Source organism: Colwellia sp. MB3u-4, assembly GCF_014077065.1.
Classification (GTDB): Bacteria; Pseudomonadota; Gammaproteobacteria; order Enterobacterales; family Alteromonadaceae; genus Cognaticolwellia.
On sequence record NZ_JACGVE010000068.1, the window covers coordinates 122,381 to 135,623 of the forward strand.

Annotated in this window: 13 protein-coding genes; 12 read left to right on the forward strand and 1 reads right to left on the reverse strand. The window is 39.4% G+C overall.

Translation table 11 applies throughout. From position 1 onward, the window contains the following. Positions 1–63: 63 nt before the first annotated feature. From H4J61_RS04275 to H4J61_RS04290, 4 genes are all read left to right on the forward strand, one after another. Entirely contained in the window at positions 64–912 is an 849-nt protein-coding gene (locus H4J61_RS04275; protein ID WP_182183948.1) for an HDOD domain-containing protein, read from the forward strand. Between the two features lie 545 nt (positions 913–1,457). Next, the gene (locus tag H4J61_RS04280; RefSeq protein WP_182136611.1) at positions 1,458–1,796 is read left to right on the forward strand and encodes a P-II family nitrogen regulator; all 339 of its coding nucleotides are present in this window, start codon (positions 1,458–1,460) and stop codon (positions 1,794–1,796) included. Between the two features lie 10 nt (positions 1,797–1,806). Then, positions 1,807–3,072 carry an ammonium transporter gene (locus H4J61_RS04285; protein WP_182183949.1) on the forward strand — a complete coding sequence of 422 codons (1,266 nt, stop codon included), beginning with the start codon at positions 1,807–1,809 and terminating at the stop codon, positions 3,070–3,072. Between the two features lie 206 nt (positions 3,073–3,278). After that, positions 3,279–4,202: a Dyp-type peroxidase gene (locus H4J61_RS04290; protein ID WP_182183951.1), complete on the forward strand. Its 924-nt coding sequence runs from the start codon at positions 3,279–3,281 to the stop codon at positions 4,200–4,202. A 130-nt stretch (positions 4,203–4,332) separates the two neighbouring features. Here H4J61_RS04290 and argR read toward each other — a convergent pair whose 3' ends face one another. Next, on the reverse strand, positions 4,333–4,806 hold the full coding sequence (gene argR / locus H4J61_RS04295; protein ID WP_182183953.1) for a transcriptional regulator ArgR: 474 nt from the start codon (positions 4,804–4,806) through the stop codon (positions 4,333–4,335). A 630-nt stretch (positions 4,807–5,436) separates the two neighbouring features. Here argR and mdh point away from each other — a divergent pair. The 8 genes from mdh to ftsL all read left to right on the forward strand — a co-directional run bounded on the left by mdh (position 5,437) and on the right by ftsL (position 13,235). Further along, positions 5,437–6,372 carry a malate dehydrogenase gene (mdh, locus tag H4J61_RS04300; protein WP_182136607.1) on the forward strand — a complete coding sequence of 312 codons (936 nt, stop codon included), beginning with the start codon at positions 5,437–5,439 and terminating at the stop codon, positions 6,370–6,372. A gap of 339 nt (positions 6,373–6,711) precedes the next feature. Beyond that, positions 6,712–7,191: a YcxB family protein gene (locus H4J61_RS04305; RefSeq protein ID WP_182183955.1), complete on the forward strand. Its 480-nt coding sequence runs from the start codon at positions 6,712–6,714 to the stop codon at positions 7,189–7,191. A 205-nt stretch (positions 7,192–7,396) separates the two neighbouring features. Continuing rightward, positions 7,397–8,398 (forward strand): extracellular solute-binding protein, encoded by a 1,002-nt coding sequence (locus H4J61_RS04310; RefSeq protein WP_182184088.1) that lies wholly within the window; start codon positions 7,397–7,399, stop codon positions 8,396–8,398. A 24-nt stretch (positions 8,399–8,422) separates the two neighbouring features. After that, positions 8,423–10,051, forward strand: coding sequence for an iron ABC transporter permease (locus H4J61_RS04315; RefSeq protein WP_310649951.1), 1,629 nt, complete (start codon positions 8,423–8,425; stop codon positions 10,049–10,051). Next, entirely contained in the window at positions 10,048–11,148 is a 1,101-nt protein-coding gene (locus H4J61_RS04320; RefSeq protein WP_182183957.1) for an ABC transporter ATP-binding protein, read from the forward strand. Before H4J61_RS04315 ends, H4J61_RS04320 begins: the two co-directional genes overlap by 4 nt. A 305-nt stretch (positions 11,149–11,453) precedes the next feature. Beyond that, on the forward strand, positions 11,454–11,912 hold the full coding sequence (gene mraZ / locus H4J61_RS04325) for a division/cell wall cluster transcriptional repressor MraZ (RefSeq protein ID WP_182183959.1): 459 nt from the start codon (positions 11,454–11,456) through the stop codon (positions 11,910–11,912). Positions 11,913–11,963: 51 nt separating this feature from the next. Then, complete coding sequence (rsmH, locus tag H4J61_RS04330) at positions 11,964–12,905, forward strand: 16S rRNA (cytosine(1402)-N(4))-methyltransferase RsmH (protein WP_182136603.1); 942 nt, start codon at positions 11,964–11,966, stop codon at positions 12,903–12,905. A 15-nt stretch (positions 12,906–12,920) separates the two neighbouring features. Continuing rightward, a complete protein-coding gene (gene ftsL / locus H4J61_RS04335) occupies positions 12,921–13,235 on the forward strand; it encodes a cell division protein FtsL (RefSeq protein WP_182183961.1) in 315 nt (104 codons plus the stop codon). Positions 13,236–13,243 lie beyond the last annotated feature (8 nt).

Genomic DNA, 13,243 nt, shown 5'->3' on the forward strand with positions numbered 1-13,243 from the left:
TACGGGGCGGTTTAATTTTACCGCTACGTGAGTTATAGCGATAAAAGAGATGTGAGGATCATTATGAAGAATGTGAACGATTATGCAAAAGCAGCCGGTGAAATATTTGTACTTTCAGATTCTTTTGTCCGCATTAAAGAGTTGATTGATGATGAACAGTCAACGATTGACGATATTGCTGATGTTATTCTTTTGGACCCGGCATTAGTGGCAACCATTTTAAAACTTGCTAATAGCTCATTTTTTAATTATCCAGGAAAAATTGATACTATCTCTAAAGCCTTACTCGTGTTGGGCATTACTGAAGTTTATAATTTAGTGATAGCTTTTTTTACTAACCGCACCTTTAAAAAAGTGAATGTTGAACAGGACTATTTAGATGACTTTTGGTGTAAAAGTGTGGATTGTGCGCTCATTATCAAATATATCGGTAGCAAACTTAATATCCCCAATGCCGAACGCTTGTTTATTATCGGGTTACTACATAACTTGGGTGAGCTTGTTGTTCAGCAAATATCGCCAGAAAAAATATTAGCGGCTAACAATTTTTCTTCACCACAGCTCCCTTGGGAAAAGCAACATCATGAACTTGGTTTTACTTACGGTGAATGCAGCGCTGAACTTTTAAAGCAATGGCAATTACCGTACAGCATTATCGAACCTATTCGTAATCAAGATAATAGCGATTTCTCTTACAGCACAGATGAAATTAAACTCTTGTATCTAGCAAAACGCATTATGTTGAGTCAGTTTGATTTTAGCTCACACCCTATTGAGTTGTTATTAAGCGAAGATGCCTTGCAGCAATTACCGATAGATGAAAACACGATACAAGAGGCGATCAATTTTTGTGACTTTGAGCGCTTAAGTATTTTAGCCATTATCAATCCAGGCGCAGCAATGATTTTTTAATGGTTATGCCATTTCATTGTTTATAGCGACATTAACCACAACTTATATTGATACTTTACATGCATCAATATAAGTCTTAATACCAGTCTCTAGTCATTAATAAAGCGCTAGCGGTGATGTTTTTTTAATGACCTTTTGGTTTTAAAAAACCTCAACGGCTGCTTGAGTATCAGCTTTTAATCCCTCACTGAAAACTTCAACAATTCTGCTTAATATCAGCCTTTAATGCCTCATTGAATACCTCACTGAAACCTCCCCCTTTAGCTTAATGCCATTAGGTCTTTAGTTTTTACATTAATGCCTGACATATCAGTTTGTACAAAAATATAGCTATTAAGCCTTACTCATTTAGCTCTGTTTTAATGGAGAGGGGCTAATTTTTCTTGCTGAAAATATTGCACCAGTAGCTGACAAATAAATTTCATACGCACTATCGTGGTGCGGCAGTATCAAGCTGTAAATTCCTATCTTATTGTTTTTATAGAGTATTTTAATTGGCATGAAGATTGATAAGTATTAGTTAATAATAATTAGGGAATAACAACATGAAACTAGTAAGTGCAATTATAAAACCATTCAAGCTTGATAGCGTCAGAGAGGCTATTTCTGAAATAGGCATTGAAGGCCTAACGGTCAGTGAAGTAAAAGGTTTTGGTCGCCAGAAAGGGCATACCGAATTATATCGGGGAGCTGAATATCAAGTAGATTTTCTCCCGAAAGTGAAACTTGAAATTGCGGTAAATGATGATGTTGTGCAACGGTTAGTTGATGCCATCGCAGAAGCAGCACATACCGGTAAAATTGGTGATGGCAAAATATTTGTTTATGACCTTGAGCATGCCGTGCGAATTCGTACTGGTGAACAAGACGTAGAAGCGATATAGGAGCAAAATCATGGAACAAAATATTTTTCAACTTCAGTACGCAATGGATACCTTTTATTTCCTCATTTGTGGCGCCTTGGTAATGTGGATGGCGGCAGGCTTCTCCATGTTAGAAGCCGGTTTAGTTCGAGCCAAAAATACCACAGAAATTTTGACTAAAAATGTCGCGCTCTATGCGATTTCTTGCATGATGTACTTATTTGTTGGTTACGACATTATGTATGGCGGCGGCATGTTCTTATCAGGTATTGAAACGGTAGATCCCGCCAAGGTATTAGAAGACTTTTCAGCACGAGAAGATGGCTTTACCGGTGCAGCAATATATTCCGCGGCATCTGATTTCTTTTTCCAAGTAGTTTTTGTTGCCACTGCTATGTCAATTGTCTCTGGTGCAGTAGCTGAGCGCATGAAACTATGGGCCTTTTTAGCCTTTGCGGTCGTGTTAACTGGCGTTATATACCCAATGGAAGGTAGCTGGACTTGGGGCGGTAATGCTGTTTTTGGTTTATATACTCTCTCTGAACTGGGTTTTTCTGACTTTGCTGGCTCGGGTATCGTACATATGGCAGGTGCAGCTGCGGCATTAGCGGGTGTTTTACTGTTAGGAGCACGTAAAGGTAAATACGGTAAAAATGGCCAAATAAACGCAATACCAGGCTCAAACCTGCCAATGGCAACGTTAGGAACCTTTATTTTATGGATGGGTTGGTTTGGCTTTAACGGTGGTTCAGTATTAAAACTTGGCGATATTGCGAGTTCACACTCAGTCGCTATGGTATTTCTAAATACCAATGCAGCAGCAGCGGCAGGTGCAATCTCGGCGTTAGTTCTAGCTAAATTGCTCTTTAAAAAAGCAGATTTAACTATGGCGTTAAATGGTGCTTTGGCAGGGCTAGTGGTCATTACGGCTGAGCCATCAACACCGACACCTATTCAGGCCACCTTGTTTGGCGCTATTGCAGGTATTGTGGTGGTGTTATCCATTATCAGCTTAGATAAAATAAAAATTGATGATCCGGTGGGTGCTATCTCAGTACACGGCGTGGTTGGTTTACTAGGCTTATTATTAGTGCCGTTAACCAATAGTGCATCAAGCTTTAGCGGGCAATTAATTGGTGCTGCAACCATTTTTGTTTGGGTGTTTTCTACTAGTTTTGTAGTCTGGTTTGTGCTGAAAAAAGTTATCGGTATCAGAGTCAGCGAAGACGAAGAATATGAAGGTTGTGATCAATCTGATTGTGGTATGGAAGCCTATCCAGAGTTTACTCGTGGCTAAATAACTTAGGTTAATAAAGCGATTAAAACATTAAAAAGCCTGTGTCTTAACTTACACAGGCTTTTATTATTTTAATGGCTCAACACTCAGTTTGATTATTTATAACAGAGCAAGAGTTTGAAATATTTATCAAAGTTCTACTACCATTAGTCATAAAGTGTGTAAGATTAAGTTATTAACCGATATGTTTATGAGTGGATTGTTAGATGGCAAGAGAGCAGTTTGGTGTTTGTGCAGAGCCCAGCCTTCACGGATATTATTTATTATTTAATGCGTTAGATGATAAAAATTTATTTTTACGTAAAGCACTATCGCGTTTACCCGCCTTATTTGATAAATATGCTGACCGTTTTTCAGAAGCCAATTTAGCGGGCGTTATTGCGATTGGCACAAACTTTTGGGATGAACTTTACCCGCAAGGACGGCCTAAGCATTTACGTCAATTTCCAGAAATGGCGATAGAAGACCGCACCGCTCCAGCAAATAACTATGATCTTTATATCGAAATTCGTGGTGACCGAGCTGACGTAAATCATATTGTTGCGACAAAAGTTTGTCAGTTATTAGCAGATAGTGTTGAATTGGTTGAGCAAGTTCGAGCGTTTCGCTTTTTAGATGGCCGAGACTTAACCGGCTTTGTTGATGGCACTGAAAATCCACAAGGCCATCACCGTCGTCGTGTTGCGCTGATCACCGACGCACAAGATGCCGAATTTTCTGCGGGTAGTTATCTGCATATCCAGCGTTATCGCCATAACTTAAATTTGTGGAACTCATTGGAAGTTAAAGAACAAGAAGACGTTTTCTCACGTACTAAAGTGAACAATGATGAGTATTCAGAAGAAAATAAAGCGCCATCTTCGCATATTAAGCGGGTTAATTTAAAAGACAGTGCAGGGAATAGCCTTGAAATATTACGCCAAAGTATGCCGTACGGTGATATGAAGCTGCAAGGCTTGTTCTTCGTCGCTTATTGTCACTCGCCTGAGCCTTTTGAATTAATGCTAAAAAGTATGATTGCTGGTGATGCTCATGGCCATAGTGATCATCTACTCAAGTATACACAAGCGGAAACGGGGGCTGCATTTTTTGTACCTAGCTTAAATGTTTTGGCACAGCTTGGTCACTAATACTGGGTATTTTAGTGCCAACGCTATATTGTTTGGCAGATAAATATAGCGTTGAGCGACACCTAATTAAACCTAAGAATTAAACTCAATAAGTAAACCTAATAAGTAAACCCCATCCTGAATTAAAGACTTAAGTTAAGTTTTTCAAAAATAATGCTTCAAGCCTAACAATGGTTTTTTTTATTGCTTTAACGTCAGTCGGGGCAATAAAAATAGTATCATCACCAGCAATAGTACCAAGTACACCATCACTTTTACTTAAACTGTCGAGCAAGCGCGCGATTAATTGCGCCGCGCCAGGACTCGTTCGAATAATCACCATAACGTCATTGTGCTCAATATCGAGTACTAATTGTTTGAGTGGGCTTTTAGCCGTAGGCATACCCAATTCTGCCGGCAAGCAATAAACCATTTCTTGTCGGGCATTACGGGTTCGTACCGCACCAAACTTGCTTAGCATACGCGATACTTTCGACTGACTAATATTTTCAAAGCCTTGAGATTTTAAGGCTTCGGCAATATCAGCTTGTGAACTAAATTGTTCTTGCTTTAATAAATCTTTGAATGCTTGTACTAAAGCTTCTTGTTTTTGTTGTCCGCTCATATAGGTCCACTACTTGATAAAAATTAGGGTCGACTATTATTGATATATAATACCTACTTAAGACCTAAGTATTATTTCATAATTTTTATTATACGTTATCCTTATAAGGCAATACAGGTTAATAATCCTCAGTCTACCAACTCTATTAAGTCTGTTAAGTTTACTAAGTTAATTTAAGTTAATTTAAGTCCGAGCCGGCTAGGTTAAGTCGTGCAGAAAACAAATTTAACCGTATAGGGTTATAGCCATTTTGCTAAGTTATTGAGTATGAAAGGTTAGAGGCACAGGTTTATAGTTCAAGATGGAAGCTGTGTGTGGGGATCTTTATTAAAATTAATAATACCGAACATAAGTCTTATAAACTGGCCCTTTGGGTATTTAGTTGTAAACTTATAAGCTTGAAAATAAATCTAATATACCGCTAAATGAATACCCTAGGTCAGGCGACTCAGAGGGTAAATACAAGCATAATTATCTATATAATATTTTGCTTGAGCTAAATTCATTCAGAGGCGCTAAGTTGTACAATAAGTTAATCTGTTTGGTAAAATCATTGTTTTTTGGCCATTTTTACTATATCTTTTGGCCGACAAATTATTACGTAATTACTCAAATTTCTGGAGACATCGAATGAAAGTTGCTGTGCTAGGCGCTGCTGGTGGTATTGGCCAAGCGTTATCTTTACTATTAAAAACTCAATTACCTGCGGGTTCTGAGTTATCTTTATATGACGTTGCACCAGTTGTTCCAGGTGTTGCCGTTGACTTATCACACATCCCAACAGCAGTAAAAGTTGCTGGTTTTGGTGCTGATGATCTAGCTGGTGCCCTTACTGGAGCTGATATTGTTATTATTCCAGCCGGCATGCCACGTAAACCTGGTATGGACCGTGCAGACTTATTTGCTGTTAATGCCGGTATTATTAAAACCTTAGCAGAAGGCATTGTTGCAAATTGCCCTAAAGCGCTAGTCGGTATTATTACTAATCCAGTAAACGGTACTGTGCCAATTGTTGCTGAAGTTTTCAAAAAAGCCGGTACTTACGATAAAAACCGCGTTTTTGGTGTTACAACGCTTGACGTTATTCGCTCTGAAGCTTTCATTGCTGAATTAAAAGGCTTGAACGTAAGTGAAGTTAAAATTCCAGTAATTGGTGGCCATTCAGGTACCACAATTTTACCATTGCTTTCACAAGTTCAAGGTGTGACTTTCTCTGATGAAGAAGTTGCGGCTTTAACACCTCGCATTCAAAATGCCGGTACTGAAGTAGTCAATGCTAAAGCGGGTGGTGGTTCTGCTACACTTTCAATGGGCGCTGCTGCTGCTCGTTTTTGTTTATCTTTAGTTAAAGGTTTACAAGGTGAAGATGTTGTTGATTACGCTTACGTAGACGTTGAAGGCGGCGATGCGGCATATTTTGCTCACCCAATTCGTTTAGGTGTTAATGGTATTGCTGAAATATTACCTTACGGCGAGCTAAGTGCATTTGAACAAAAAGCAAAAGATGACATGCTTGCAACATTAAAAGCTGATATCAAAGAAGGTGTTGATTATATCAACGGCTAATTTGTTATAAATTTTGCTTTAAAAACCGCGTTTAACGCGGTTTTTTGTTGCCTAAATTTTGTTCGCGGCTGCTATTATGCTAACAAAGTTATGTTGATAAAGCGGATGATAAATCAACAGCTTTAGTCGTGATTTTATTAATCACCCTTTAAGCTGATTTCCTAGCCTAACTTCGACACTGGCTCCTGAAGTAGAGCAGGGATAAATGCCAGATTAGAAATAAAGTGAACCGCTTTAGTTTATTTTTCCTGCGCACATCAAAATCAGCAACTTAATGGCATTGGTATAATGCCAAAATATTGGTAAAATGCGGGTAACTTCATTAAACATAACTGTAATATGACTCAGCCCTTTAGTTACCAAACAACATTTAAATTAGACAAATCTCATTTTAGTGAATGCTATGATGAATCGGTACCCGCGCCAACTTTCGTTGTGCTATATCGTAAAGGCGCATTTTTGCTACTGATAGGTGCATTGTTGGTGATGTTTTCTGAACTTAATCCATATGCCGCTTGGTTTATTTTCTCTTTAGGCTTGTTAGAGGTTGTCAGCAGTCGCTATAAAAAAGCCTGGTGGGTGGCACGTCAGATGTTAAGTAAAGTGGCGAAAGCTGAGGTGAGCTTAAAAATTGATGCAGACAGTGTGCATATATCGTCATTTTATAACGACAACAAGATGAAATTTAGCGATATAGAGCGAATAACACCCACAGATCAGGGTTGGTTAATTAGTCATAATTCATTTAGACACTATATTTCTAATCGTTGCCTCAATGCATCAGCTCAGGATTTTTTACAGGCTAAAGTTAGCCAATAACCAATAGATAAGTGGTCATGCTGATGAGTTTTCCTGAACAACTTTTTATCTTTCTGATTTAGTAAGATTTTAGGAAAAATCGCATGAAAGCTGAATGAGAATAATTCTCAAAAACCTTGACAGTGATCAGTATCTTGATTAGTCTGGCAGAAAATATAAATTCATCAAATTTTTGATTATTTAGGCGGGCTTCACGTTGAATAAAATCTGGTTTTCTCCTTTGGTATTAGTTGCACTTTTAGCGGCAAGTTTTAATGTGGCAGCAACTGACGAGGTTAATGTTTACTCTTACCGTCAACCGTTTCTGGTTGAACCTCTATTTAATGAATTCACTAAAGCAAGCGGTATTAAGGTTAATGTGGTTTTTGCCAAAAAAGGTATGGCCGAACGCCTAACACGTGAAGGTGAATACAGTCCGGCAGATATCTTATTAACCACAGACATTAGCCGTTTAATTGAATTAAAAGATAATGGCTTATTACAACCGGCTCAATCTGCTGAATTAAGTGCGGCAATTCCTGCGCAATTTAAAGCGGCTGACAATACTTGGTATGCGTTAACTACACGGGTACGAAATATTTACTCAGCAAAAAGATTAGGTAAAATTGACTTCAATTATGAAGATCTTGCTGATGAAAAATACCAAGGTCGAATTTGTACACGCAGTGGTAAGCACCCTTACAATGTTGCTTTAGTGGCATCTATGATTGCAGAACACGGTGAAGCAGATACGCTGACTTGGTTACAAAAATTTAAAGCCAATTTAGCGCGTAAACCACAAGGCAGTGATCGTGCACAAGTGCAAGCCATTCATCAAAACTTATGTGACATCTCGTTAGGTAATAGTTATTACTTTGGTAATATGCTCAAAGATGAAAAACAAAAGCTTTGGGCTGAGGCGGTTTATATTAACTTCCCGAATCAAAATAATCGTGGTGCCCATGTTAATATTTCCGGCATGGCGATGGCAAAATATGCGCCAAATAAAGCCAATGCATTAGCATTAATGAATTTTTTAGTATCAGCGCCGGCGCAAAAAATGTATGCGGAAACCAACATGGAATATCCTGTACGCCCAGGGGTAAAACCGTCTAAATTAGTCGCTGCTTGGGGAGAGTTCAAAGCCGACAGTTTACCGCTAGAAACTATGGCTAAACACCGTAAAGCCGCTTTGATTTTACTGGATAAAGCAAAATTTGATTTATAGCGCTTATCATTAAGTTCTCGCCTCGTGCTCACCGGTAATAAAAACACCAGTTGGAAATTCTTCAGCTGGTTTTTTGCTTTAGCCTTAATGTCGCCAATTGTGGTGATGTTATTGGGCAGCATTAATGCGTCCAGCGATCTTTTTAGCCATTTATGGGCGACGGTATTACCTGAATATATCCGTAATACCTTGGTACTTGGAGTGTTGGTGGCCTTGTTATCATTTTGCTTTGGTGTGCCGGCAGCCGCGCTTATTAGCCAAACTAATATTGTTATGGGCAAGCAGTTAAGATGGTTGCTGATGTTACCGCTCGCAATGCCTGCGTATTTAGTCGCTTATTTATATACCGATTTATTTGATTATGCTGGCCCTGTGCAACGGTTATTGCGCGCGTGGTTTGATTGGCAATCACCCAATGATTATTACTTTTTTGATATTAGAACCCTAGGTGGTGCAGCCGTTGTTATTGCCTTGGTCATGTTTCCTTATGTGTACATGTTGACACGCACCGCTTTTGAGCAACAAGACCGTAACTTGTTAAGAGCAAGTCGGTTATTGGGTTGTACCGAGCGACAAAGTTTTTTTCAGATGACTTTACCTTTAGCTCGTCCGGCTATTGCCGTGTCATTAGCGCTAGTCACTATGGAAACATTAGCCGACTTTGCCACTGTGCAATATTTTGCTGTCAGTACATTAACCACAGCTATTTATGATACTTGGCTTGGCTACAATGATTTTGCTGCCGCTAACGCATTAGCCAGTGTGTTGATGTTATTTATTTTATTTATTGTTGTTGCAGAGCAACGCGCTAGAGCGGGGCAGCGACATCAATCAAGCCGGCCAAATACCCAACACCAGCGTAAGCAGCTTAGTGTTGCTCAGCAAATCATTGGCAGTATATTCTGTTGGTTTTTAGTCTTTGCTGGTTTTTTATTGCCGGTTATTTTATTGCTAGTAATGGTGATAGATTATGCCGATTATCAACAGCTTGTTGCATTAATTGCTACCGGTAAAAACAGTATTGAAATTGCGACTTATACAGCGACCATCGCCACGTTCATTGCCTTGATACTGGCTTTATTTCAACGTTTACATCAAAGCCGGTTTCGGATGTTGCCAGTGCAAATTTCTGGTTTTGGTTATGCTATTCCAGGTACTGTGCTTGCAATGGCCATGCTAGCCACTTTTGGCCCATTAGATCATGCTATTAACGACGTGGCTAAGGCGTTAGGTTTTGCCGCGCCTGGATTAATATTGTCAGGTACTGTTTTTGCTATTGTCTTTGCTTATATCGTCAGGTTTTCAGCTATTGCCAACGGCACTATTAGCGCGGGTATAGAGCAAATTCCAAAATCACTTGATTTAGCACCAGCGAGCTTAGGTGTAACTACCTTGTCAGCAATTTTTCGTGTTCATCTACCGTTATTAAAATCATCTATTTTGGTGGCTTGGTTGTTAGTTTTTGTTGAAGCCATGAAAGAGTTACCTGCGGTACTGTTATTGCGACCCTTTAACTTTGAAACCTTGAGTACGCAAATATATCAGCTTATCTCAGATGAACGTTTAGAGCAGGGCGCGTTAGGCGCTATCTTAATTGTCTTGTTTGGCTTATTGCCGATTATTATTCTCAACCGCCAGAAGGACACCCAGTGAAACCACTGATTAATATTGAAAATTTAGCCGTTGAATTACAAACAAAAGTGATTTTAACGCAAGTTGATTTATCATTGGCTAAAGGTGAAATATTAGGACTGGTTGGCCCCAGTGGTTGTGGCAAAACAACCTTACTAAACACCTTAGCTGGTTTTGTTGCACAAAGTGCCGGCACCATTGAAATTAACACCAGCAATAATCAGCAAATAAAAATCAGTACTGCAGCCATGTTGCCGGCAGAACAGCGTAATATCGGGATGATATTTCAAGACTATGCTTTGTTCCCTCACCTTAGCGTTAATGAAAATATTTGCTTTGGCCTGAAAAAATTAACAAAAACAGAGCAAGCAAAACGCTGTAAAGAGTTACTGACTTTACTTGAATTAACTGAGTTTGGACAAGGTTACCCGCATCAACTATCTGGTGGGCAGCAGCAAAGAGTCGCTATCGCCCGTGCTTTAGCTCCACAACCTAGCTTATTATTACTTGATGAACCTTTTTCAAATATTGATGCTAGGTTACGTAATGAATTAATGATTGAAATCAGGCAGTTATTAAAGCGTTTGGGTATGACCGCTATTTTTGTTACTCATAATAAAGATGAAGTGTTCACCTTTGCGGATAAAATTGCCGTTATGCATCAAGGTAAGGTGCTACAAATTGGCCCTCCTGCTCAGGTTTGCCAGCAGCCTAATAGTTGGCAAGTAGCTGACTTTTTACAACTGGGGAGTTGGCTGCCGGTAGCACTACTGGCGGATTATAATCACGCGCAAGTAACCAGCCTAATTGGCCAATTAGTGCCTAGTGCTATCGTTAATGCACCAGTAGACAACAAGAAAGACTCGACACTTAGTTACCAATTATTGGTTAAACCCAATAATATCGAGTTGTGCGAACAACAGGGCAGTAATGTCATCGTTGAACATATCGGCGTAACCGAACAAGGCTATCACTATTTACTCAGTAGTATTGACCAAGATAGCGCACTAGTCTTCTCACAATTGAGCTTTTATAGCCCAGAACTATTTACCTTAGGTGATAAACTAGCGATCAAGTTAAAGGGCGAAAACTTTAACTTATATACCCGCGCCACTTGAATAGGCAGATTTTTGCCAGATGAAAAAAGTGGGTTTATTGTCACTAATTGTTGACACTAGAATGACTTTTTTAGTTACAAAAAATTAATTTTCAGTCTACATTGGGCGTCAGATCCACAAAAGTGCACAATTTCATTCACTTCCCTCAAAGCCTTTATTTACAGGCATTCAGCGCTATGGATTTGCAAAAACTTTACTTGACATAAGTTTACTTTACTCACTAAACTGTAACAATGTGGTAAAAAGTGGGAATTAGTGGATCGCAGGTGATCCCAAAACAATTAAAGTGGATAATAAAGTAGATTATGTTCAGAGGCACTAGTGCAATAACACTCGACAGCAAAAATAGGATCACTATACCTACGCGGTATCGCGAGGAGCTATTTGCTGATTGCCAAGGAAAAATGGTCTGCACTGTAGATATTCAACATCCGTGTTTATTGTTATATCCACTACCCGAATGGGAAGAAATAGAATTAAAGCTTTGTGAATTGTCGAGTATGAATCCACAAGAGCGTTTATTACAACAAGTGTTATTAGGTAATGCCTCAGATTGCGAAATCGATAAAAGTGGCCGTTTATTAATTAATGGCCCACTGCGTCAACATGCAGGCTTGAAAAAAAACTTGATGTTGGTCGGTCAGTTGAGAAAGTTTGAAATCTGGAATGATAGCGCTTGGCAAAACCAAATGCAGCAAGGCATTGCACAAATTCAGTCAGGTGAAATAGAGCTCACTGACCGATTACTTGATTTATCTTTATGATAAATCGTTCAATGAAAATTATGATAACTAGATGGCGTTGATAAATTTATAATGCAACATGATAATGCACATATTTCAGTTTTACTGGCCGAGTCAATCTCTGGATTGGCGATAAAACCAGAGGGGACTTATATCGACTGTACCTTCGGTCGTGGCGGACATTCAGGTTTAATTCTTGATAATTTAGGTCCTAACGGGCGCTTGATCGCGATAGACAGAGATCTAACCGCGATAGAAGCGGCAAAAAAATATGCCGCCGATAAGCGTTTTATTATCGAACATCACGGTTTTGCTGACTTACAGATGATTGTTGAGAAGCATGAGTTAACTGAAAAAATAGACGGCATTTTACTTGATCTTGGCGTGTCTTCTCCGCAACTCGATGAAGCAGAACGTGGTTTTAGTTTTATGAAAGACGGCCCACTCGATATGCGAATGGATACCACACGTGGCCAAACAGCTGCCGAGTGGATAGCAGTGGCCGACGTTGAAGATATTACTTGGGTGCTAAGAACTTTTGGTGAAGAAAAACATGCTTGGCGAATTGCTAATGCCATCGTTGACGAGCGTGAAGAAACGGCACTGACACGTACCGGACAATTAGCACAGTTAATTAAGAAAACAGCACCACAAAGAGAAATGAAAAAGCATCCTGCAACACGTAGTTTTCAAGCGATTCGCATTTATATTAATAGTGAGTTAGAGCAAATTGAAAAAGTACTGTCTGCGTCTTTGTCGGTATTGGCCACCGATGGTCGTTTGGTGGTGATTAGTTTTCACTCGCTCGAAGATCGGTTAGTGAAACAGTTTATGAAAAAGCATTCGCAAGGCAGAAAAGTGCCACGGGGCCTACCCATTAGCGAAGAAGAATTGAACAAGGGTAAAAACTTGAGCTTAATTGGTCGCAGATTAAAGCCCAGTAAAGATGAAGTGGAAGAGAATGTTCGCTCTCGCAGCTCAGTATTAAGGGTTGCCCAGAGACTGGCGCGCTAATCATGGTGCGTTAGTATGGCAACCAAAAAAGTGGTGTTGTTTTTTGATATCTGGTATGACATTCAACGTCATTTAGCCACTTATGGCGTTTTATTATTGGTGTTGGTATCAGCGTTTTCAGTGGTTTATTTTACCCACTTAAATCGACAAACAACCAGTAAAATTGAAATTTTATTAACCGAACGTGACGCCTTAGAAATTGAATGGCGCAACTTATTACTAGAACAAAACAGCTTAGCCGAACACAGCGCGATAGAAAGCAGTGCAGCAAAGCAACTTAATATGACAAGGCCAGATGCAAGCTCGGAAGTTATTATTAAATTACCATGATTTATTAC